Origin of the sequence: Algoriphagus marinus (assembly GCF_001936475.1) — a bacterium.
Taxonomy (GTDB): Bacteria; Bacteroidota; Bacteroidia; order Cytophagales; family Cyclobacteriaceae; genus Algoriphagus; species Algoriphagus marinus.
Genome location: NZ_MSPQ01000005.1, coordinates 96,513 through 120,955 on the forward strand (window position 1 = coordinate 96,513; position 24,443 = coordinate 120,955).

The following is a 24,443-nucleotide window of genomic DNA, read 5'->3' on the forward strand; positions in this document are numbered from 1 at the left end:
TTTAGGCTTTTTGGGTGACTTCAACGCAGCCGTTGTAAAATCCTGGCGCAACTTGATAATTTCGGTAGTTAACCATTACCTCTTTTACTGTAGTAAATCCCGTGATGGTTTCTGATTTCATCATTTTAAAAAACGCTACCTCTGATTCTATTTCAGAGGATTCTAAGTTCAGCAGGCTCTTTTCTCTTGCTTGCCGATCCAATTTTAAAAAATCCTGATTGATTAATTTTTGTAATTCCTTTTTGACCAATTCTTGATCCGTAGGCTCGTAGCATTGAGCGATGACCTTATTGATGTAGTCATGTGTCCCGGTACTCAATGCTCCTATTGGTTTTGCATCAGCAGAGGGTAAAATTGGAGGTAATCCTTCCGGGATAATGGTGTCCGCAATTGCTCGAATCGTCTGCTCTTCTTTTAAGGAAAAAAAGCCTTCATGTGTCAACTGATCTATGATTTGCCATTTCCAATCGGCAAAGACTAAACCGGCAACTCCTACTACAGAGCCTCCTATTAGTTTTAAAGATTTTCTTCTGTCCATCGCGTTTTCTCAAGAATTTTACTGCTTGAATATACGTTTTTGAGTTCTAAAAATCCTGAGAAAGTCAATTTCTACTTCAGTGGAATTATGATCTGACCAATGGGAAATGTGTAGGGAAATTATCGGTCTGAATATCCAAAAGAGAAGCCAAGGGAGAAGTACCCCCTGATTTGATTGTCTTTGGAATTGCTAGTTACCCCAATAGTGATCGGACCGATCAAGGATTGATAAGAAAGATCAACTCCATATCCAAAATAGCGATCTTCCTGAAAGATTTTTGTCCTAAACTCCGGATCATCCAAAGGAATATAATCACTAAATCCCAACCAATTCACCCCACCACGGAGGTAGATTTTTTTAAGTGGGATCACCTGAATATCAAGACCCATTTTGATAAAATTGGCAGCAGTAACCTCCGCATAGTTTAATCCCCAAAATCGAGTGTCTGTAAATCTGATGTTTTGATAGCCCCCAATAAAAAACTCATCGTAAATTTTTTCAACTCCGGCAGCCCCAAAGGTAAGTCCGGCAGAGAATTCTGGCTTGAGCTGAATTACTTTACTTAGAGGAAAAAATTTAGAATATTTTGAGTAGAGACTCAAATGTGTATCCGGAGCTAAATCTTTAATAAAATCATCCAAAATTTCGCTTGGAATTCCAACGGGTATCCCATCGAAATCAATGAAAACCGTATCCACTCCATTCTGGATATTTACTCCAACCCAGTTTTTAAGATTCAATTTTGGTTCGATTAAGCTTTCAGCCCCTTGAGTTGGGAAGTTTCGGTCGTTTTGGGAATTTCTATAATATCTAAATCTAAAACCCAAGCTCCTCTGATAAGCACTTTTCAAATTTTCAGGTACAGAAACCGTTACTTTTCCCCGCGATCTACTCGACTCGTAAATCGGCCCAAATAAAAACGATTGTTTCAACGAAGAAGTAGAAATGAAATTGACGGCAAAATTATTATTCCGCTCAATTATGATTTCCTCTACCTCTCCATTTTCATATTGAGGGAGTTCTTGTCGAAGCAGGTTAAATCTTGGATTGATCGCAAACTTCTTTTCCCGGCCTATATACTTATAATAGTCAAATCGAAATTTCGGATTCTCAGAGACGTTCAGCACAAATACGGTTCTTGAAGATTTCCCTATCCAATCCCGCTTGGTCAAATTGAAAATCAAACCTGCAGAAAACTGATTATCATAATGTAAGCTCGTAAACAAAAGTGTAGCTGGTTTTTCTTTGACCCTTACAATCAGATCAAAGCCCCCAGAAGGAAGTTCTTTTAGCGAATAATCAACTTTTGAAAAAGCATTGATTCCAAAAACCATATTCATCGCATACTCCAATTCATCCCGATTGACTTCTTTGCCAGGGCTAATATTCAACTTGGACAAGATTAGATCCTTTGAAATAATCTGATTTCCCAGAATCTCAGTCTTATTGATCAAAACTTTATTGGAATTCAAACCAATCCCAGACGATTTATCATTTCTCCCAAGACTGTCTGCAAGCTGTTGGAATAGTGGATAAAATTCTGCTCCTGTTTTTTCTCCAAGCTTCAGAATCTCCTCATATGAACTGAAGCTCCCAGTTGAATAAACTCCCAGATCCGGCTTGATATAAATATCTGTAGCATCAATATTATCCTTGGTCCGCCGAAGTGATTCAGCCATTGCCAGCTGCATAAGGATGGCCGCAAAGCTTCCCAAATCCTTGGAAGAAACAAAATCCTCATCCGAAACATTAACTCCAATCACGAAATCAGCCCCCATTTCTTTCACCACATCTACAGGGAAATTATTCACTACACCGCCATCCACCACGGAAGTGCTATCTAAATCAAAGGCTGAAAAAACGGTAGGAATAGCAATACTGGAACGGAGTGCATTGTGGAGATATCCGGAATCAAAAATAATGGGCTCCCCTGTACTGATATCAGTAGCTACACATCGAAAAGGGATTGGGAACTCATCAAAATTCTTATACGATATAGCGGGCCAAGTATAGTAATGAAGAACATCAGAAAGGGTTTGCCCTTCAATCAAACCCGATGGAAATGAGACTTTCCCATCCACAACCGGGAATTCCAGCAGATATCGATTATAATATTCCTTCTCCTCAAAAGAAATCGATTCAAAACTCACCTTATTCGAGAGTAGTAAATCCCAGTCGATTGATTTAATAATTCGCTCAAGTTCATCGGAATTGTAACCCAAAGCATACAAGCCCCCGACTACCGACCCCATACTTGTACCCACGACATAATCGGCCTTCAAGCCTGCTTTCTCCATTGCTCGGATCACGCCGACATGAGCCATTCCCTTTGCTCCTCCTCCACTCAAGACCAATCCTATTTTGGTGTCCTTGGGGTTTTGGGGATTATTCTGAGAAAAGGAAAAGCTCACTTGTAACAAGATACAAGTGAGCAATAATGCGATTTTAGGTAGCAGTGGGTTTCCCATCAAACTTATTTTCTATAATCCAAAGGCGGTTTACGATTGCCCGTCAATGCCTCATATTTGAAGTTAGCTCCTCTTCTTTTGTCTAGTTCAGCTTTAGCTTTTACCGTCACGGAAGGGTCTTTAAAGATATCCATAGCCGTCAATGTCAATGTTTTTGCAGCGACCATCATTCCTTTTTGTCCGATGCTCATTCCACCTGCGGCAACAGCTTGCCAAGTGTGCGCAGAAGTGCCGGGTACCCAAGTTGCTGTTCCCAAACCTGCAGTAGGAACCAACCAACTTACGTCCCCTACATCTGTAGAACCCCCGGTTCCTTTTTCATTTACTTCAAAAGGTGTAATTACGGCCGCATCATCCGGCGAGGCAATGACTCCCTCAGGGAAAGTTTTGATAATTTCTTCAGCAAATTTTTTCTCCTCGGCAGTATAGTTTACTCCACCTACACGCTGCAGATTTTTGAACATGATCTGAGAAAGTGTCTCGTTTGGAAGCAAATTGTAAACTCCATTGATAATCTCATATTCCATTCGAGTCTGTGTTCCCAATGCGGCACCTTCTGCTGCTTTAATCATTCGCTGAAAAATCTCTTTCACAACTAGTGCATCTGGATGACGTACATAATGGTAGGATTCTGCAAAAGCAGGAACTACGTTTGGAGCTTCACCTCCACGGGTAATCACATAGTGCATTCTGGTTTCCATGGGCACGTGCTCACGCATCAGGTTGACCATGAAATTCATGGCTTCTACCCCATCCAAAGCCGATTTTCCTCGCTCAGGAGCTGCAGCTGCATGAGAAGCCACACCATAGAAACGGAACTTGGTGGAAATATTAGCCAATGAGGATGTAGCCCCTGCCTCATTGTCAGATCCCGGATGCCAATGAAGCATTGCATCTACATCATCCATCAAGCCAGCTTTGGCCATGTAGACTTTTCCTCCTCCGCCTTCTTCTGCAGGAGTACCATATACACGAAGAGTCCCTTTGATGTTATTTTCTTTCATCCACTCCATTACAGAGATCCCTGCTGCAGTAGAAGCAGTTCCAAATAAGTGATGCCCACAAGCATGCCCTGAACCACCATCAACTACCGGATCCCGAAAAGGAACAGCCTTTTGCGATACGCCAGGAAGCGCATCGAATTCGGCCATAATACCAATCACAGGTTTGCCAGATCCATATTCAGCAACAAAAGCTGTTGGCACTTCTGCTACACCTGGTTTTACTGTAAACCCAGCATCTTTCAAAGTTTGCTGAAGCAATGCCGAACTTTGCGTTTCCAAATATCCCAGTTCTGGATTTGACCATATTTTCATTGCGATATCATTATAAAAGCCCGCCTTAGCATCTAACTTTTTTAATATCTGATCTTCCTGCGCAAATCCTACTAAAGGAAAAATGAGCAGAGCAAGCAAGTAAATTTTCTTCATAGTCTATTTTGTTTATTCTAAACAGGAAATTAAGAATTCTGAATTGGAAAGAGTTAAGACTTAGAATAAAATTCTCAAAATTGAATTTATCAGATATCTAATTAAAATATATCAATGATCTGATTATAAGATTTTTAACTTTTAAATCATTTTTGAAAAAAAACATTAAATTCATGTAACCAAACCACCATTTTTATGAAAAAGCTTTTAAAAATTTTTACCTATCTCATCTCCTTCATTCTTATTGCAGCAATAGCAGGAGCCATTTACGTCTCAACAGCATTTCCTAAAGTATCCGAGCCAGAAGATCTGAAAATCGAATTGACCGCTGATCGAATCGAACGAGGTGCTTATTTGGCAAATCACGTGACTGTCTGTATGGATTGTCATTCAACACGTGATTTTTCCAAATTCTCCGGGCCACCTACCCCTGGTACTATTGGAAAAGGAGGGGATCGCTTTGACCATAGTATGGGTCTTCCAGGCGTTTTTTATGCGAAAAACATTACCCCTTTTGGTATCTCAGACTACACAGATGGAGAGCTTTACCGACTTATTACCACTGGAGTGACGAATGAGGGGCGGGCAATGTTTCCCCTGATGCCTTATATGTATTATGGTAAAATGGACCCTGAAGATATCTACGACATCATCGCCTATATCCGATCGCTACCTTCAATCGAAAGTGAATTCCCGGATGCAGAGATTGATTTTCCTGTAAATCTAATCCTCAAGACTATGCCGCATGATCCTACAATGCAAACAAAACCTGATCCTTCAGATCAAGTTGCCTATGGGGCTTATCTTGTAAATGCAGCTAGCTGCGCAGAATGTCATACTCCTTTTGAAGCAGGGGCAATCGTAGCTGGAAAAGAATTTTCAGGCGGAAGAAGTTTCCCTTTTCCAGATGGATCGGTGGTAACTGCTCCGAATATTACCCAAGACCTTGAGACGGGAATTGGTAACTGGACAGAGGAAATGTTTTTAGCAAGATTCACTCAATATGCCGATTCAGGTTATGTCGCTCCTAATGTGAAACCGGGAGAATTTAATTCAATAATGCCGTGGACGATGTATGGTGGGATGAAGGAATCCGATCTTAAAGCAATATATGCTTACTTAAAAACAGTGGAGCCTATATCAAATCAGGTAATAAAATTCACTTCCCCTGGAGATTAAATTCAATTTCACTCCTAAAGAAGTCCGCCTTCACTAGTCTGTTTAGTGAAGGCGTTTTTTTATTTTTTTGGTTGAAGTAGGTAAAGTTTTTTTACAATGTGATGCTTGTCACTGAAATATAAATTTTAGATGTGCTATTTGAACCCGAATTTAGGGTAAACTGAGTACAGAATTTTATTCTCGAAAGGCTCTGCCTAATCAAAAACCCAAAGCAAACCGAATGAAGAAGTCAAGAAGAAAGTTTATGTCCCAATTAGGTGCTTTAGGCGCGAGCACTGGTCTTTTGGGACTCACTCCCTCTAAAGCTAAGGCTGAAACTCCCAAATCAAACCCAGAAAAATTCACCCTATCGATTTTTCAAACCACTGATGTACACTGCCAAATCCATGCTCATGATGAGTTATTCTGGGAAAATGGCGAAAAGGTATTTCGGAAAACAGGCGGCTATTCTCACCTGAAAACTTTTGTAGACGAAGAGCGAAAGAAATCTGAACACAGCTTCTTGATTGATACAGGAGATATGTTTCAAGGATCTGAACTTTCTGTGAAAACGACAGGAGAAGCCATGCTTCCAATCTTAAATTCGATTGGGTACGATCTCTATCTCCCTGGTAATTGGGAGGTGATTTATTACAAAAAAACTATGCAGCATCTTTTGGGCTCTTTGACCGCTCCTAAGGTTTGTGCAAATATGTATCATGATCTGGGTGAAGGAAAAAGAGGGGAACTTATATTTCCTCCTTACCATATCTGGACAGTTAATGGTGTAAAAATAGGCTTTTTAGGCTATACAGACCATTTAGTGCCAATCCGCCAGTCCCCAAATTATAGCAAAGGCATACTCTATTCCAAGCCGGAAGAAAATCTAGCCCATTATGTGGATGTCCTTCGCAATCAGGAAAAATGTGCATTCGTAGCTATTGTAGCCCACCTTGGACTTTCTCAACAAATCCACTTGGCCAATATTCCAGCCTGTGAAGGAGTAGATTATATTCTTGGAGGAGATACCCACGAGCGAGTAAGAAAGCCGATTCAAGCTAAATATGCTAAAGTTGTAGAACCGGGTGCTTTTGGCTCTTTTGTAGGCAAGCTTGAACTTACTATTGAAAACGGAAAAGTGGTCAATGATAGTTATGAGTTGATGGAAGTGGACGCAGAGAAATACCCTGCCTCTCCTACCATGACAAAAGTAGTCTCTCAGTATGAAGGTCCTTACTTGGAAAATATCCAAAAAGTGGTGGGATATAGCACTATTCCGCTTTATAGATATTTCGTGATCGAAAATACCATTGACACCATGATATTGGATGCCATCAGCTGGCAAATTCCTGATGTGGACATTGTTCTTTCGAATGGATTCAGATTCTGTCCGCCCCGATCAACTCCTGATCAGACCGGCAATATACCAATCACCAATGGGTTCATTTTCGATATGCTTCCTGTTAACTCACAAATTCGAACGGGACAAGTAACAGGAGAGCAAATCAGCGAATGGCTGGAGCGCGAACTAAACAACGTTTTTGCCGCAGATGCTTCCAAGCGATTTGGAGGATGGGTAATCAAGTTCAAGGGAATGGAAGTTGAATTCAATGCCTTTGGAGAAGAAGGTAAGCGAGTACAATCTGCCTTGGTTCACGGGCAGCCACTCGACCATGATCGAGTTTATAAAATATGCGCGTGTGAGCGTGATGGTGATCCTGATGATATGCTTTGCAGATTCAAGGGAGTAAAAGAAACCGAAAACACTCCTTTTACTCTTCATGAGGCGATGAGAAGTTATTTGGGAGCTAATTCCCCGGTAACTCCAATACCACCAAAATCAGCCGTTGCCTTAGATGCTCCGGCGACACTACTCACTCAAGTGACCGGAGTAGATTATCAGTTCAGATAAAAGAAGCAAGATTTAAGCTTGGTAAGCTCTCCTTAAATTTCTTGATCAAATAATCTTACTGAACCTACTTTACCAAGGTTCTTAGATACAATCAAAAACCAGCCTGATAAAAATTCCATTTATCGGGCTGGTTTTTATATTCGATCTAATATTATCACCTTTGTGGTCTCTATGAAGCAGATCCTTACAACATTAATGCTTTTATTCTTTTTACTCGGGCAGGTCAATCTGTCTTGGGCGAAGCATTATTGTGGAGATGAGTTAATTGACAGTGAGGTTACTTTCTCACCTGAAAAAAGTGATTGTGGCGCTTCATCAGCAGCAGAAGTACCTGAGGACTGCTGCAAAGATCAAATTACCACGGTAGATGCGGACGACCATTTCAGTAAATCGGAAATTAAAGTTCACCTTTCGGCTGAATTCGTTTTCGCTTATACCCTGAGTTTTCTATCTCCCCTGACCTTTGATAATCAGCCGCAACAGCTTGATATCTATTACGAAGATCATCCATTACCTGACCTTTACCTTCTCCATCAGACTTTTTTGATTTAAAGATTGCTTGATTTCCCCCTTCATTTTACTGGAGGGTTAGAAAACCTTTTTTCACCAAGTAAATCTTATGAAAACCCTATTCACACTACTCATACTAGTAACCCCATTCTTCGTGATGGGTCAAAATACTGTCAAAGGTACCGTCAAATCCAATTCCAAGGAGGCCTTAATAGGAGCAACTATTCAAGTGGCCGGAAAGTCTAATGGAGCTGTTACAGGTACCGATGGAAAATTTCAATTAGAAAATGTGTCTGCAGATGAATTACTCATCGTCTCTTATATTGGCTATAAAACAGATACGATTTCGCCTGCTTTCGATTCAGAAATGAAGATCATCCTCTATGAAAGGGATGAAGCTATGAAAGAAGTCCTCATTCGCGGAAGATCCGAAAGTGTGGTAGATGAAGCCCCTTTTCTAAGCATTCTAATCACAGAGGCAGAATTACAAAAAGCGGCCTGCTGTAATCTTTCTGAAAGTTTTGAGACCAATGCCTCAGTGGATGTCTCCTACGCAGATGCAGTGACAGGCACTAAGATGCTCCAAATGATGGGACTAGATGGACGCTACGTACTCATTAGCCGAGAAGGAATACCAAATATCCGTGGGCTAAATTCCCGTCAAGGTCTTACTTATGTGCCCGGTACCTGGATCCAGTCAATCGACGTGGGCAAAGGTGCAGGAACGGTCATCAATGGATACGAATCTATGACAGGGCAGATCAATGTGGATTTGTTTAAGCCTGAGACCATGGACAAGTGGTACCTCAATGCCTATCTCAACTCCTTCGGAAGATTGGAACTCAACGCAAATCATCAGATCCCCATCTCTGAAAAATGGAGTAGCGGCATACTTTTCCATGCTTCACAAATCAATTCGGAAATAGACCGTAACGATGACGGTTTTATGGACCTTCCTAAAAGCCGGCAAATCAACTTATTGAATCGCTACAAATATGAAGGCGATCGCTTGATGGCTCAAATAGGAATCAATCTCTTTCTAGCTGACAATGCTGGAGGGCAACTGGGATTTGGTTTTAAGGATAACCTCACTTCCAGCGATCAGTTTGGATATGAATTGGACACTCGAAAAGCCGAGGTATTCGGAAAAATAGGGATGATCTATCCCAATAAACCTACTCAGAGCTGGGGTCTGCAATACACTCTTTCTTACCAAGATTTTGAAGGTGGCGCTGGAAGAAGATTGTATTCAGGAATCGAAAAAACAGCCTATACCAATTTCATTTATCAAAATATAATTGGAAGTAGCTTCCACCAATACAAGGCTGGCGCAAGTTTCCTCTATGATGATTTCGAAGAAAGCTTTGACACCAACACCCCAAATGGCTTGGATTCTACCTTTCTGAGAACAGAGAAAGTTCCTGGCATTTTCTTCGAATACAATTTCATTCCAAATGAAAACATTACAATTGTCGCAGGAGCTAGAACGGATTTTCACAATCTATTCGGAACCTATTTCACGCCGAGGATTCATGCCAGATGGGCATTTTCTCCCAATTTGACCTTAAGGGCTTCCGTGGGTAAAGGCTACCGAACCCCAAATGCATTGATGGAAAATAGCATGATTTGGGTTTCTTCCAGAGAGATCCTGTTTAATGCAGCCCTTCAGCCTGAGATTTCTTGGAATAGCGGAATGAGTCTTGCCAGCAATTTTACGATTGCAGAGAAGCCACTTTCCATTGTGGCTGATTACTTCTACACGAACTTCCAAAGTCAACTCGTCTATGATCAAGATGTCAGTTCAGAGTTACTGATCATTGATAATCTTCAGGGTAAATCTTTTGCCAAGAGTTTTCAATTGGAGGCTAGCTATCCAGTAGCTCGAAATCTTGATATGAAAGCTGCCTACAAGAACTATCAAAACTTAATGACCACCAATGGTATCCTTCAACAGGTTCCTTACCAGAGTCAAGATCGCTTCTTTTTGAATATGGCTTATGCCACCAATTTTGACAAATGGAAAGCGGATATGACGATAAACTGGAACGGAGCCATGCGATTACCGGACACTAGCGATAGCCCGATTGACTTTCGCTTGCCAACAGAGTCGCCCGATTTCTACCTGGTTAATGCCCAAGTATCTCGTGGATTCAGATGGGGAAGTATTTATATTGGAGGAGAAAATATTTTAAACTTCAAACAAGACAATCCAATCGTAGATGCCAGCAACCCATTTGGTCCAAATTTCGATGCTTCCATGACTTGGGGACCAATCGCGGGAAGAGTCATTTACACTGGCTTCAGATATAAAATAAACTAATCAAACTCATGAACTATCAGCACTACTGAGATTTCATATGTCTTCTAAAAATCAATTTTAATCTTATGAAATCGAGCATTTCTCAAGCGACACACACTGAAATGATTGTAATCCATGCGAAATTCCATATGGCCTCTAAAAAAAATATAAACAGATGAAAAAACTTACTTTAATTCTATGCTTCCTCTTGGGAGGTTTTGCGGTACAAGCGCAAGTAAAAACAGTGGCAATCAAAACATCAGCGATTTGCGAGATGTGCAAAGCAACCTTGGAAAAAGATTTGACTTTTGAAAAAGGTGTAAAATCTGTCAATTTAGACTTGGAAACCAAGGTCCTTAATATCGCTTATCTGGATTCAAAGACCAGTCCGGATGTATTGAGAAAGCGCGTCACTATGGTAGGCTATCATGCGGATAGTTTGAAACGCGATCCGAAGGCCTACGCCAAACTCGACGAATGCTGTAAAGATGGGGCGCATGACAATGACCCTCCGAAAAAGAAAAAAGACGGAAATTAAGAACAGAAGGCCAACCCATAAAACGGTTGGCCTTTTTTGATGATGATATACAGTAAAATTATTGATTGATTCAGTTCTTTAGCCTTTGGCCTTTTACTAAAATAGGATAGGTATTAAGAAAATCTCAGTTTTAATCAGGGAAGGGCTTTTATATCAACTCTTCAGAAGGGGTTGTCGGGTCTATCCAAGGTTGGTAAAACCTAGGTAGAACAGACCGTGTTTTTGGTATTTGACACCACCGAAACAAAAAAACTATCCAGTTAAAAAATTCAGATTTATCTTCACTGCCATGACCACCCTAAAAGACCTTCTTCGCCTACTTTTCGTATTTGTTCCGTTCATTATTTTCAGTTGCAATTCCTCTTATTCGGAGTCTGGTTGGGATACCAGCAAAGTGGAAATTGCCAGAGATGAATTTGGAGTTCCTCATATTTTTGGGAAAACCGATGCTGATGTTGCATACGGATTAGCCTGGGCACATGCAGAGGATGATTTTGAAACGATACAGAAAACGCTACTCGCAGGAAAGCGAATGGTTGGGCAGGTGTATGGGCAAGATGGTGCAGCAGTTGATTTTTTTGGGCATTTATTAAAGACTACTGAAATCGCTGAAGCAAAATATGAATCGGCTTATTCTACAGAATTCAAAGCTATCCTGGAAGCCTATGCCGCGGGAATGAATGACTTTGCGCTAGCTCATCCGGAGGAAGTTTTACTATCGGAAGCATTCCCTGTTACTACCAAAGAAATGACTGCTGCATATATTCTTTCCCTTGCACAAATGTCAGGCGCTGATCGGGCAGTTCAGCAAATTGTCTCGGGAAAAGTAGAAACAGTTCCTTTCGACGCTAATCCAAAAGGCTCCAATGCGATTGCTATCCACTCTTCAAGAACTGACTCTGGGGAGAATTTCTTGGCGATCAATTCCCATCAGCCCCTCGATGGGCCTGTTGCCTGGTACGAAGCACATCTTCATTCTGAAGAAGGTTGGAATATTCTGGGAGGACTTTTTCCCGGAGGCGCAATGATTTTTCACGGGGTCAATGAAAATCTGGGCTGGGCTCATACGGTCAACTTTCCTGATCTCTTGGATACGTATCAACTGGAAATCAATCCTGAAAATGAGGATCAATACCGGGTTGATGGAGAGTGGTTGGAATTGGAAGAAGAGACTGTTTGGCTTGATGTTAAAATTCTAGACTTAATCACGATTCCTTTTCCCAAGAAAATCTGGAAAAGCATCTACGGCCCAACATTGGTCACTGAACAAGGGACATTTTCAATTCGGTTAGGTGCTTTGGAGCGAATCGGTGCGCCTGAGCAATGGTGGAGAATGAATAAAGCCAAAAATTTCAAGGAGTTTAGTGAAGCAATGGGACGGATGGAATTGACAAGTTTCAATACTGTCTATGCAGATAAGTATGATACCATCTATTATGTGAGCAATGGATTGATCCCGGTCCGAGATCCATCGATAGATTTCACCGGAACCGTATCCGGAAATACCAAAAAAGCTTTGTGGACAAGCTACCATGACTTCAAGGATTTGCCTCAACAATACAATCCGGGTTCCGGATATTTATTCAATACCAACCATTCCCCTTTTAAAGCAAGTGGAATTGCTGACAATCTTGACCCGGATAATTTTCCGAAATCGATGAATTACCTTCTCCGGGATAATAACCGATCAACACGGTTTAGAGAATTGATGCTGGACACGGGGAGAATTTCCTATGAGCGATTTAAAGAGATCAAGTACGATGGGCAATTGCCTGAGAAAATGGCTTTTCGAACCAATATGGAATCCCTTTTCAACTTAAGTCCAGAGAAGTATCCGGAAATCGCCAAGCAAATTGAAGTCCTCACTAATTGGGATAAAAGCTCCGGAATAGAGAGTGAAGGTGCAGCAGTTTTTGCCTTTGTCTATTTTTACTGGTGGGATAAGTTTGCTGAAACCGGGCGAAGCTGGGAAACCACACTTTCGGAAGTGGAGTCAGTAGAAAGCCTCCAAGCTGCAAAGATTCATTTCGAAACTCATTTTGGAAAAGAGTTAGTGACTTTAGGAGAATACCAGAAACTGGTAAGAGGAGCTAAAGCGCTACCCCTGCAAGGCATTGACGATGTGATTACGGCAATGCGCTCACTTCCTTGGGAAAAGGGAATGCGAAAAGGCGTACAAGGGGAATCCTACATCATGATGGTAAAGTTTGGAGAAGGGCTCCCAAAGATTGAAACGATCAATGTCTATGGAGCAAGCAATGACCCGGAAAGCCCCCATTTTGACGATCAGATGCAGCTTTTTCTGGATCAAAAGTTGAAGCCGATGACTTTGGATAAAGCGGAGGTTTTGAAAAATGCAAAGCGGGTTTATAATCCTGGAAAGGAGAAATAGAAATACCTGATTATCCTGAATGTTGCCAGTTGCCTTATTTGCCTTGCTTTTCCAAATGGATGTCCGATGACCGATGTAAACCAAATTCAGGGCTATCCCTTTAAACTGGTGCAATGGCGAATATAAATATTGAAATAATTTGAAAATCGATTATTCAAGCCCCCTAGACTAACTTCAAATCAAATTCTCGAAATGCATCCAATAAGGGATCTTGGGGATCCAATTCGGTGACAAGAGTATGAACAGCTGTCAAATCGCATGTTTTATATTTTTGTACCGAATGAAGTTTGTCTGAAACAGACAGGATAATGGTTTTTTTTGCAGCACGGATCATTGCCTGCTTCACTTGAATCACCTCCCAATCAAACTCAGTCAATCCATAGACAGCATCCAAATAGCCTGTTCCAAGGATACAAAGATCTACCCGCAACTGTGAAAGTGCATTGACCACCGTGCCACCAACCGCAAATTTTGCATCGTGAAGTAATTTTCCCCCTAAAAAAATAACCTCCACGTCTTTGTGATCCAAAAGAGCCATTGCTACATGAAGGCTCGGTGTAAAAACTGTTAGAGGTAATTTTTTAGGGATCAGTTTTGCCACTTCCATATTGGTGGTTCCTCCACTCATCAGGATCACTTGACCTTCTGAAAGCAAAGACACTGTTTTTTCGGCAATTTGAATTTTCTTTGATTGGAGATAGATATTCCCGTCATCTTTGGAGAAAGTCATAAAACCAAATGAAGTGGCTCCTCCATGGACTTTTTTCAATTTTTTCTCCTGATGGAGTTCCTTCACATCCCGTCTTACTGTATCAATGGACACATTCAATGCATCAGAAAGATCATTCAGCAAAATTCGATGATGAAGATGAACCTGATCTAAAATGTATTTATGTCTTTCCTCTTTTAACATTTTCAGAATTATTAAACAGAGTGAAACTAGCAAAAACAGCAAGAACTTGCAAAAACCTAAAAAGGTTGAAGATTAATGGCAAAAAATTGCTTCGGATCATTCCTTAACTTGATATTTTCTAGCTAGTTTAGCTGAAGATTCAAACAAGAATTTTTGTTCTCTCCTGAATAAATAACCCCAACACAGATGAATTTCAAAGACTTATTTCTAGGAATTTCTAAATCTGGGCTGATTTTGATACTCTTTTTTCTACTCGCCTGCAGCCCCAAACCTACCTTTCGGATATTTGAAAAACCGATCACTTGGAATGCCGAGCGAGAGCAGCTCTCCTTGCAATATTTAAAAAACCGACATGGTCTCGATCAAAAGTCAGCTATTATTTCCCCACAGATGGTGGTGGTTCATTGGACAGCTATTGATAATATTGAAGTGACTTTTGATGTTTTTAATCCACCAACTCTAGGTGGTCGAGCCGACTTGACTGATGCCAGTAACCTCAATGTATCTTCTCAGTTTTTAATCGATCGTGATGGTACGATTTTCAGGCTTTTGCCGGAAACTACTTTTGCCAGACATGTGATAGGATTGAATTACCTGGCAATTGGCATTGAAAATGTTGGAGGGGCAGACGATCCATTAACCAAAGCCCAGTTAAAAGCGAATGAAATGCTAATTAGATACCTGAATAAAAAATACCCGATTGATTATGTGATCGGTCATCATGAATATCAAAAATTCCAAAACACAGATCTGTGGAAAGAAGCGGATCCAGATTATCGCACTGTAAAAACGGATCCCGGAGATCAATTTATGGAAAAACTTCGCAAAAATTTAGCTGATCTTGGACTTCAACCTTTGCCCAATCAATGATCCTGCACCGCTCATTTATGAAAAAAACAAATTCATATTTTTCTCTTTTCCTGATTTTCATTTTACTATTCAGTGCCTGTAAAACCCAAAAACCGAATAGCCAAAGTTCGCAAACCAAATCTCCTCCACTTTCGGGTCAAAGTCCTAAACCTGCTCAGCCACTTCCCTCAACCCCACTTCCGAAAGTACCTGTTTCGCTTCAGCCACTCTCTTACCAGATGCCTGAGATGCCTCGGGAATTTAGAGGGGTTTGGATTGCAACTGTTGCAAATATAGATTGGCCGATTTCAGGAACAGACTCCTACGAAAAGCAAAAAAAGGATTTCCTGAATATTTTGGATTATTACAAAGATCTGAATTTCAATGCCGTAATCGTACAGGTTCGAACTGCCGGTGATGCTTTCTACCCAAGCAACCTTGCTCCTTGGTCAAAATATTTGACTGGAAAACAAGGTAAAGCACCCAGCACCAATGAAAACCCGCTCACTTGGATGATCAAAGAGTCCCATGCCCGCGGTTTGGAATTTCACGCATGGCTCAACCCTTATCGGGCTACCATGGATTTAAAAACAGAAGAACTTAGCCCAAATCATGACTTCAATATCCATCGAAATTGGATGCTGAAATACAGTTCAAAATGGTATTACGATCCCGGGCTGCCTGAGGTAAAAGCCCATTTACTAGCTGTGATTAAGGAAATTGTGGATAATTACGATATCGACGCCATCCATTTTGATGATTATTTCTATCCCTATAAAGTGCCAAAAGAGGAATTTCCTGACAAAGCCAGTTACAATAAATTCAAGAAACCGGGACAATCTCAGGATGACTGGAGGAGACAAAATGTCAATGAATTAATTTTTGCCCTGAATCAAACCATCAAAACCAGTAAACCTTGGGTACAATTTGGAATATCTCCTTTTGGCGTATGGAGAAATCAGGATAAAGACCCGAAAGGTTCACCCACCAAAGCAGGTCAGACCAACTATGATGACCTCTATGCAGATGTTTTGCTTTGGATGAAAAACGGTTGGATTGATTACCTGATTCCACAGCTTTATTGGAGTATGGAGTTTCCACTGGCTTCACACAGGAAGCTGAATGATTGGTGGTCAAATAATGCCAACCGAACTAATATATATGTAGGAAATGGTCCTTATAAAATCCGTGAGGATGCGGACGAAGCTTGGAAAAACCCAAAAGAGATCAATACTCAAGTATCATACACGCGTACACTTCCTCAGATTCAGGGCAATGCATTTTTCTCAGCAAAATCTATGATGATGAAAAATCAGGATGTCGCGCAACTCTTGAAATCGGAGCTTTACAATGAACCAACTTTACCCCCAGCTTTCCAACCCAAAACCGCTTCAATCATTGATATCCCAAAGGTTTTGGAGGTGAAAGCAAATGAGCAAGTCACTCAAATCAACCTCGAAAAGCCCCTGGATCCAGCCATTCGATATGGTATGATCCAAGGTGCAAACGAGCTGGATCAGCTTGCAGACGCTGAAATTCATACCGTTTGGGTAGGAGGAAGCCGTGCTCGGATTTTGGAAGTTTCCAGTTTGAATACTCGTTTTATTTCCATCCGTTGGATCGACCATTTTGGGCGAATCGTACAAACACAAGTCTATCAAATCCCATAAATCTCACGCCATGAAAGACATGCTTGTTCGACTTATCGGGCTTCCAGATTGCTCAGAACTTGAATCGACTCTTCTCAAGAAGGAGAAAATCGTTTTTCGAAGAGCAATTGCCCCTGAGAAGTATTTGGTTGCCGAATGGGTAATGGAGCATTTTGGGGCCTATTGGAAATCAGAAGTTGAAGTGACATTCAGTAGGCAACCAGTTTCAGTATGGCTAGCGCAAAGAGGAAATAATATCTTAGGGTTTGCATGCTATGAATCTACTGCTCGGAATTTCTTTGGGCCAACCGGTACATTAGAAGCTGAGAGAGGAAAAGGAATTGGGAAAATCCTATTGATCAAATCGCTTCAATCTCTTCGTGAAATGGGCTATGCTTATGCGATTATTGGAGGAGTGGGGCCGGCAGAATTCTATGAAAAAACAGTAGATGCCAAAATCATCGAAGGCTCCGAAGTAAGTATTTATGAAAATCTAATCCGCAAATCATGACCCAAAAACCTGTTAAATCCCCTTGGCTTTGGGTCCCCTCGCTTTACCTCACCGAAGGCATTCCGTATATTCTAATCATTGTAGTCTCCGTAGTAATGTATAAAAAGCTCGGTGTCTCCAATGCGGACATCGGCCTTTACACCAGTTTGCTGTATTTACCCTGGGTAATCAAACCCATCTGGAGTCCGATTATTGACTTGATAGGAACCAAACGAAAATGGTTTCTTAGCATGCAGTTTATTCTGGCTTTGGTCTTTCTGGGAGCTGGATTGACTACTCCGGCAAGTAATTTCTTTTTTCTGACTTTGGCTTTTTTCTGGATGGGAGCTTTTGCCTCCGCAACTAACGACATTGCTTCAGACGGAATGTATTTGATCGCTTTGAAACCGGAGCAGCAAAGCTTCTTTGTGGGCCTGCGAGGCACCTTTTACCGAATCGGGATGATTACCGGTCAAGGTTTGATAGTCATTATTGCCGGTTATCTGGAGACTTCGCTTGGAAATAACACTCAAGCTTGGTCCTGGACTATGATTATCGTAGCAGGATTGATGTTGATCCTCACAGCGATCAACTATTTGACAACTCCAGCAGTAGAAGAAAACGAGGAGGTCCCAACTGAAAAACTCAGCCGGGCTGAGGAGCGAGCGAATTTCTTCAAGGTATTTGAAACGTTTTTTAACAAGAAAAACATAGCATTATCCTTGACTTTTGTATTAATCTATAGACTTGGGGAATCCCAATTGGTCAAAATGGCTTCTCCCTTTCTCTTGGATGAAAAAGCTGATGGAGGATTAGCCATCAGCACTTCAGATTATGGTTTGATTTACGGAACGGTTGGAGTTATCGCCTTGCTTTTGGGTGGAATTCTTGGTGGAATAGCAATTTCCAGAGATGGACTGGGCAAGTGGATGATTCCAATGGCACTATCACTGAATCTTCCAAACTTACTCTATATCGCATTGGCCTATTTCCAACCTAACAGTTTGCTATTTGCCGGAGGCGTAGTAATTATAGAACAGCTAGGCTATGGTTTTGGATTTGCAGCATACATGGTATTTCTGATTTATCTGGCAGAAGGGATTTTCAAAACTTCCCACTACGCCATCGCCACCGGATTTATGGCTATGGGAATGATGTTTCCGGGAATGCTTTCCGGTTATATTCAGGAATGGCTGGGTTACACCGGCTTCTTTGTCTGGGTAGGTGTTGCTATGATTCCTGCTTTAGTGATAGCTGCGAGCGTAAAGTACCCGAGAGACTTTGGGAAAAAAGTAGATTAAATTTTAAACTGAAGCAAAACTTCTTTATTCGAAATTCTTCATTCATTATTCGATATTTAATAATGATTGATAAACCTTGAATGGTGAATGATGAAGTGATTAAGATCGAACTATACGGACTGCTACAACATTTAAACCTTATACCTTTTGAAACCTTCCCTCTCTAAATCCCAAAAAGTAGCTCAATTCTTTCTACCAGCGGCTTTTGTCCATGACTCGGAAGACAATTACAAGGCCTTGGAGAATCTAATCCGGGAAGAAGGTGTCGGTGGCTTGACTTTTTTTCATAGCAGACACTCGGCCGCTGCAAATTTTGAAAAGCGCGCAGAGGTACTGGATGTGAGCGGTACATTGGAAAAAATGATCAGCCTAATCAACCGCTACCAAGCTGCTTCCAAAATCCCTCTTTTGATCAGTATCGATGGGGAATATGGATTGGCTATGCGAATTGAAAAAACACCACAATACCCCTTTGCCATTTCGCTAGGTGCCATGCAAAATGATTCTGAAAATCTGGTAGAAGAAGTGGGTTACCAGATGGGATTGGATATGAAGAAAGCCGGAATCCACCTGAATCTCGCGCCTTGTGCTGATGTGAATACCAACCCAAACAATCCTGTGATAGGTTACCGTTCTTTTGGAACAGATCCGGAGAGAGTGGCCAAACTTGCGCTTGCAAATTATAAGGGAATGAAGCGAGCTGGGATCGGAGCTTGTTTGAAGCATTTTCCCGGTCATGGGGACACAGAAGTGGACTCCCATTTAGGCTTACCTATTTTAAAGAAAAGCAAACAAGAACTTCAGGTCGAAGAATTACTTCCTTTCCAATATGGAATAGATCGTGGTGTGCAAATGATCATGGTAGGTCATTTGGCGGTCCCTTCACTTACGGGTGGAAAGGATATCCCCGCAAGTATTTCTAAGGAAATCATCACCGATTTGCTCAAGGGAGAAATGGGTTTTGAGGGATTGGTTATTTCTGATGCTTTAAATATGAAAGCCGTAGCAAAACATTTTCCAGAGCCGGGACAATTGGAGCTGGAAGCATTCAAGGCAGGTAATGATCTGCTTTGCTTCTCAGATCATGTTAAAGAAGGGATTGAGAAAATCGTGGAGCATGGCACCGAAGAGGAAATTGGGATAGTATTTGAAAAGATAAAGACTTTAAAAATAGGCTTGGGAGTATTGGATTTTAAACCAATAGAAGTTCCTGTTTTCGATTGGGAAAGTCATTCTCATTTGCAAAGTGAATTGGCAAAAAACTACGTTTCAGTCATTTCTGGAAAAATAAATCCAAGTCAAATCCAAGAGCTTATTAAGGCTGAAACACTAGGCTATCGGGAATTTTTCACCACAGAGAAAAGTCACTTTGCTCAGCAGTTAGACTTACCTTATACTTCATTGGATCAAGTGGAAAAAGTAGTCTTAGCCGTCTTTGTTCCTAGTCACAAACCGCTGAATCAATTCGGAATGGACCCGAAATCCATCGCAGAAATCAAGGATATGATGGATTCAAAACGATGTATTCTGGTGCATTTCGGAAACCCATTGGCTCTGCCGCTTTTTGAAAATCTGGAAAAATGTGAAGCAGTAATTTGTTGCTACCAAACTTTTCAGGAAGTTCAAGCAGAAGCTCTAAAGATATTTTTCAACTAAAATCAGCCCACTCAAATTCTGTTTTAGCATTCTTATTGATAAATCCAGTCTGATGTTTTGTTTATCCTACCCTTTTGTATGTTTCTAGATTAACCTTAATTGAATACTGCTTGAAAGGATTTTTTCAATCATTTTCTTATCTTACAAGTGACAGATTTTTTGAAGGTTATGAAAAAAAGATACAGCAACCCTGGAGTTTATGTGGAGGAAATCAGCGCATTTCCCAAAACCATAGCACAAGTTGAAACTGCAATTCCTGCATTTATAGGATATACTGAAAAAGCTTTTCGAGGCAGTAGTTCGCTCTTAAATATTCCCACTCGAATCAGTTCCATGTTGGAATTCGAGGAGTTTTTTGGAGGGGCATTTCCATCTAGATTCGAAGTAGTATCTGCAGTTTCCTCCGATCCTTTACCATTCACTATTGAAGGACAGATGAAGTCTCTTTTATTTTTACCCGATCAACAAGTCTTCCTTTACTACAGTATCAAAGCCTTTTTTTCCAATGGCGGCAGTTCTTGTTACATCGTATCGGTTGGAAATTATGTAGGTCAGGCTACACTTCAAATTAATAAATCTGATTTGCTCAATGGGCTTTCTGTATTGGAAAGTGAGGAAACACCTTCTGTTTTAGCAATTCCCGATGCTGTTTTATTGGGAGATGATGCTTTTGAAGTTTATCAGGCAATGCTTGCTCAAGCTAAAAGCAGGTTTCGATTTGCGATACTTGATATCCCAAATGGCTTTTTACCATTGAATACCTCAGGCGATTGTATTTCTAACTTTAGAAATAGAATTGGAAATATGAATCTTGCCTCTGGCGCAGCATATTATCCCTGGCTTTACTCCAATTTAGGTTCAGATCGAGATTTTGAAATCCTCAATCATATTCCGCTTCAAGATCTGCAGGAAATCTTACCCGAAGAATTTGCAAAGACATTTTTGAATACCAGTCCTTCCCCTTCCGGTGAATACCTACACCAAGCACTAAAAAGCCTTAGTCCAACTTACCTGAAACTTCAAAGGGTAATTCAAGAAAAATTAGGACTTCTCCCTCCTTCCGGGTTTTTGGCAGGTGCCTATGCTTTAGTCGATAATTCAAGAGGAGTCTGGAAAGCACCTGCGAATATCTCCTTGAATTCTGTCAGAAGTACTTCTTTTTCGATTTCAAATTCTATCCAGGAAGATTTAAACATTCATCCCTCCGGAAAATCAATCAATGCAATTCGGGAATTTCCAGGAAAGGGAGTTTTGGTTTGGGGTGCACGCACACTCGCAGGAAATGATAACGAATGGCGATATGTTCCAGTGAGAAGAACCTTTAACATGATTGAACATTCCATTCGAAACGGGCTCCAGTATGTGGTATTCGAACCAAATGAACCTAAAACATGGACCAGAGTAAAATCTGAGTGTACTAATTTTCTGTTTGGAATTTGGCGAAGTGGTGGAATTGCAGGCGCAAAACCTGAAGATGCTTTTTTTATAAAAGTGGGATTAGGTGAGACTATGACAAGCCAGGATATTTTAGATGATAATTTGAATGTAGAAATAGGAATGGCTTTGGTTAGACCTGCTGAGTTTATGTTTTTAAGAATTAAATTAAAAACAGGTTCTCACTAAGTTAAGATTCAAAAAACACCTCTTCATAAATGCAAACAGCCATGTCACCATGGCTGTTTTTTAAGTAATGCTATTTGATTTGATTCGAAAAATGAAAATCACTTTTCAACTCCAAACTTGTACTCGATCACATGTTTGTATTTCTCACCCGGGTTTAAGATAGGTGATGGGAAGTTTGACTTGTTGATTGCATCAGGCCAATTCTGTGACTCCAGACAGAATCCCCAATACTTATCATAGGTCTTGCCTTCAGCGCCGGCAAAGCCATCCAGAAAATTTGCTGTATAAAATTGTACCCCCACATTATCTGAAAACATGTCCATAGTCCTTCCTGATGTAGGATGAATCACCTTGACAAAGTGTATAAATTCAGGGCTTTTCTCCAGCTTCATCACCATATTATGATCAAACCCACCATTATTTGCAGCAATCTGATTACCAAGAATCTTTGGCTCACGGAAATCAAATGGAGTACCAGTTACATCTTTCACCTCGCCTGTAGGGATTAGTTCTTCATCTACCGGAGTATAGGCATCGGCATTAAACTGGAATACATGATCCGTTACCGGACCGGAAATTCCACTGAGATTAAAATAAGTGTGATTGGTCAAATTGACTAGTGTTGGCTGATCTGTTTCTGCTTCAAATCGAATCCGCAAAACATCATCCAGTGTCAATTCCATCCAAAGTGTGGTAGTCAGATTACCAGGGAATCCTTCTTCACCATCCACGCTCAAATAAGTCATTTTCACACCGATTATTGAATCATTGGAATAGGGCTCTGAATCCCAGACTTTTTTATTAAAGCCTTCTAATCCTCCATGGAGTGTATTTTCCCCATTATTCTTTGCAAGTGTGTAAGTTTTTCCATTCAATTCAAATTTTGCTCCTCCGATACGATTGGCCACTCTACCGGCAGTGGCACCAAAGAAGGGATTGGGCTTAGTCAAAAACTCCGGAATGCTATCCAAAGTCAATGCAATATTTTCCAACTTCCCATTTTTGTCCGGAACAGAAATTCTGGAGATCAATCCTCCGTAATTACTCATTTCCACTTGCATGTTGCCATTATCCAGAGTGTATTTGAAAATTTCCTGATCTAGGATTTGAGCTACTTTTTCTACTTTGAGCATAAGGTTTATTTCTTCAGTTTCGAGCTGAGTTTCTTGATTATTAGGTTTGGGTTGGCAGGAGAAAGCTAAAGCAATCATAAAGATTGCTACAAAATTGATTGGTTTGAAAAGTTTCATAGGTTGGGGTTTATGTTTTTCGAAGCCTGTTCTAGGTTATCCAAAATTATGATTTTGGCACAACTACTATTTAATACTACTTCCTAAGATGATTCATCTCGATTTTTGCGAGCTCTGCGTCCAATCTTGCTCGATCATAGAATTTACCTCCCATGACCACTGTGATGGGTCGCTTCATAGTAGACAAATCTTCCAAAGGATTTTTCTCTACCAATACAAAATCCGCCGCTGCTCCTTTTTTGATGACTCCCCATTCCCCTTTTTGATCAAAATACAAGGCTGGATTAACAGTTCCCGTTCGTAGGATTTCCAGATTGGACATGCCAGCTTTAGACATCATCTCTATCTCATGATGGATAGAAAAACCTGGAACATTAAATACCTGAGGAGAGTCGGAACTCATTATCATCGGGACTCCAGCTTCATGAAGGGAAAGAAAAAGCTGATTCCTAAACTCTAAATAGGGTTGAACATTCGCTTTGGTTAAAACTCCCTGGCTCTCCAGAAGCTTCTTTTGGCTTACCCATTGCTGAATCTGCAGCCCCGGTAGGTATTTCATTTCTGGAGCCAATCGGAATGAATCTGCTGGCACATAGCCAAAGTATCGGTCAAATAATGTCAGTGTAGGTGCAATCCAAGTTTTATTTTTCAAGGTCAATTTGATCAGATCAGGAAGTTTGTCTTGATCTGCCTCACCTACAACCAGCATACTAAACGGTCCTGCTACTGTAGGATCAAGCCTTGATTTATCTTCAATCATAGCTTCTAGATATCCGTCCATATGCTCGACAGATTTGTAGCCATTTTGGAGGCAGGTTTCCAGGCCTACTCCAAGCGACACATGGCCACCATAAGGAATGCCTACTGCTTTTGCTGTTTCAGCTATTGCTAAAAATTTTGGCACATCGAGACCAGGATGAAGCTTTAGATGATCATATCCAGCTGCTTTTTGAGAGCCCACCATCTGTGCTCCCATTTGTGGCGATTCCACAGAAGTACCATTCAAGGAAGGTCCGGAGATAAACATCCTTGGTCCAGGAATCTCTCCTCCGACTACTTTTCGCTTTAATTCCAAATGTGACTCATGACCCAGCATACTTCGAATCCGAAGCACTCCGTTTGCGAGATAGAGCCAAAGTGTTTCTTCTTGAAGCTGGGTATTCTCTTTTATTGCTACTGGTAAATGCGCATGCATTTCTGCTAAACCAGGAAAAACATAGGCTCCTTTTCCATCAGTGATGTTCATTCCAACTCCGTTATTTGGAAGCCTGTTCATCGGCAAAACCCTCATTATTATCCCGTCTTTTAGAATTATAAAACGGTCCTCAAGTATTTTACCCGATTCCACATCGACTACATGGACATTACCCAAAACCATTTCTTGAGCAAAAACAGAACTGAATTCACCAATGCTTATAAAGAATAAAATCCCTATCCAAAAGCAAAGTCTTTTTTTCATAATTTTAT

18 protein-coding genes are annotated in these 24,443 nt (G+C 40.9%); 12 read left to right on the top strand and 6 right to left on the bottom strand.

Going from position 1 to position 24,443, the window contains the following annotated elements:
• Nucleotide 1 precedes the first annotated feature (1 nt).
• From BVC88_RS09165 to BVC88_RS09175, 3 genes are all read right to left on the bottom strand, one after another.
• Nucleotides 2-538, bottom strand: coding sequence for a gluconate 2-dehydrogenase subunit 3 family protein (locus BVC88_RS09165; protein ID WP_075350382.1), 537 nt, complete (start codon nucleotides 536-538; stop codon nucleotides 2-4).
• Nucleotides 539-657: 119 nt separating this feature from the next.
• The gene (locus BVC88_RS09170; protein WP_075350383.1) at nucleotides 658-3,006 is read right to left on the bottom strand and encodes a patatin-like phospholipase family protein; all 2,349 of its coding nucleotides are present in this window, start codon (nucleotides 3,004-3,006) and stop codon (nucleotides 658-660) included.
• Nucleotides 3,007-3,011: 5 nt separating this feature from the next.
• On the bottom strand, nucleotides 3,012-4,436 hold the full coding sequence (locus BVC88_RS09175; RefSeq protein ID WP_075350384.1) for an amidohydrolase: 1,425 nt from the start codon (nucleotides 4,434-4,436) through the stop codon (nucleotides 3,012-3,014).
• Nucleotides 4,437-4,631: 195 nt separating this feature from the next.
• On the opposite strand from BVC88_RS09175, the gene BVC88_RS09180 reads away from it, so the two are divergent.
• The 6 genes from BVC88_RS09180 (at nucleotide 4,632) to BVC88_RS09205 (ending at nucleotide 13,245) form a co-directional block, all read left to right on the top strand.
• Nucleotides 4,632-5,615 carry a c-type cytochrome gene (locus BVC88_RS09180; protein ID WP_075350385.1) on the top strand — a complete coding sequence of 328 codons (984 nt, stop codon included), beginning with the start codon at nucleotides 4,632-4,634 and terminating at the stop codon, nucleotides 5,613-5,615.
• 220 nt (nucleotides 5,616-5,835) lie between these two features.
• Complete coding sequence (locus tag BVC88_RS09185; RefSeq protein ID WP_075350386.1) at nucleotides 5,836-7,506, top strand: bifunctional metallophosphatase/5'-nucleotidase; 1,671 nt, start codon at nucleotides 5,836-5,838, stop codon at nucleotides 7,504-7,506.
• 171 nt (nucleotides 7,507-7,677) lie between these two features.
• The gene (locus BVC88_RS09190) at nucleotides 7,678-8,058 is read left to right on the top strand and encodes an HYC_CC_PP family protein (protein ID WP_139316551.1); all 381 of its coding nucleotides are present in this window, start codon (nucleotides 7,678-7,680) and stop codon (nucleotides 8,056-8,058) included.
• Between the two features lie 67 nt (nucleotides 8,059-8,125).
• Nucleotides 8,126-10,336, top strand: coding sequence for a TonB-dependent receptor plug domain-containing protein (locus BVC88_RS09195; RefSeq protein WP_075350388.1), 2,211 nt, complete (start codon nucleotides 8,126-8,128; stop codon nucleotides 10,334-10,336).
• 154 nt (nucleotides 10,337-10,490) lie between these two features.
• A complete protein-coding gene (locus BVC88_RS09200; protein WP_075350389.1) occupies nucleotides 10,491-10,853 on the top strand; it encodes a heavy-metal-associated domain-containing protein in 363 nt (120 codons plus the stop codon).
• A 289-nt stretch (nucleotides 10,854-11,142) separates the two neighbouring features.
• The gene (locus tag BVC88_RS09205; RefSeq protein WP_075350639.1) at nucleotides 11,143-13,245 is read left to right on the top strand and encodes an acylase; all 2,103 of its coding nucleotides are present in this window, start codon (nucleotides 11,143-11,145) and stop codon (nucleotides 13,243-13,245) included.
• A gap of 163 nt (nucleotides 13,246-13,408) precedes the next feature.
• Here BVC88_RS09205 and BVC88_RS09210 read toward each other — a convergent pair whose 3' ends face one another.
• Nucleotides 13,409-14,158, bottom strand: a complete 750-nt coding sequence (locus BVC88_RS09210) for a DeoR/GlpR family DNA-binding transcription regulator (protein ID WP_075350390.1) — start codon at nucleotides 14,156-14,158, stop codon at nucleotides 13,409-13,411.
• A gap of 186 nt (nucleotides 14,159-14,344) precedes the next feature.
• Here BVC88_RS09210 and BVC88_RS09215 point away from each other — a divergent pair, with 186 nt between their 5' ends.
• From BVC88_RS09215 to BVC88_RS09240, 6 genes are all read left to right on the top strand, one after another.
• Nucleotides 14,345-15,028 (top strand): N-acetylmuramoyl-L-alanine amidase, encoded by a 684-nt coding sequence (locus tag BVC88_RS09215; RefSeq protein WP_075350391.1) that lies wholly within the window; start codon nucleotides 14,345-14,347, stop codon nucleotides 15,026-15,028.
• Between the two features lie 17 nt (nucleotides 15,029-15,045).
• Nucleotides 15,046-16,677 carry a glycoside hydrolase family 10 protein gene (locus BVC88_RS09220; protein WP_245803622.1) on the top strand — a complete coding sequence of 544 codons (1,632 nt, stop codon included), beginning with the start codon at nucleotides 15,046-15,048 and terminating at the stop codon, nucleotides 16,675-16,677.
• A 10-nt stretch (nucleotides 16,678-16,687) separates the two neighbouring features.
• Nucleotides 16,688-17,167: a GNAT family N-acetyltransferase gene (locus BVC88_RS09225; RefSeq protein WP_075350393.1), complete on the top strand. Its 480-nt coding sequence runs from the start codon at nucleotides 16,688-16,690 to the stop codon at nucleotides 17,165-17,167.
• Nucleotides 17,164-18,447, top strand: coding sequence for an MFS transporter (locus BVC88_RS09230; RefSeq protein WP_075350394.1), 1,284 nt, complete (start codon nucleotides 17,164-17,166; stop codon nucleotides 18,445-18,447). Before BVC88_RS09225 ends, BVC88_RS09230 begins: the two co-directional genes overlap by 4 nt.
• A gap of 147 nt (nucleotides 18,448-18,594) precedes the next feature.
• Complete coding sequence (locus tag BVC88_RS09235) at nucleotides 18,595-20,103, top strand: glycoside hydrolase family 3 protein (protein WP_075350395.1); 1,509 nt, start codon at nucleotides 18,595-18,597, stop codon at nucleotides 20,101-20,103.
• Between the two features lie 168 nt (nucleotides 20,104-20,271).
• The gene (locus tag BVC88_RS09240; RefSeq protein WP_083639061.1) at nucleotides 20,272-21,726 is read left to right on the top strand and encodes a phage tail sheath family protein; all 1,455 of its coding nucleotides are present in this window, start codon (nucleotides 20,272-20,274) and stop codon (nucleotides 21,724-21,726) included.
• Between the two features lie 98 nt (nucleotides 21,727-21,824).
• Here the strand turns inward: BVC88_RS09240 and BVC88_RS09245 are convergent, their stop codons facing one another.
• Together BVC88_RS09245 and BVC88_RS09250 are read right to left on the bottom strand one after the other, a co-directional pair.
• Nucleotides 21,825-22,976, bottom strand: coding sequence for an aldose epimerase family protein (locus tag BVC88_RS09245; protein ID WP_075350396.1), 1,152 nt, complete (start codon nucleotides 22,974-22,976; stop codon nucleotides 21,825-21,827).
• Between the two features lie 76 nt (nucleotides 22,977-23,052).
• A complete protein-coding gene (locus tag BVC88_RS09250) occupies nucleotides 23,053-24,435 on the bottom strand; it encodes an amidohydrolase family protein (RefSeq protein WP_075350397.1) in 1,383 nt (460 codons plus the stop codon).
• Nucleotides 24,436-24,443 lie beyond the last annotated feature (8 nt).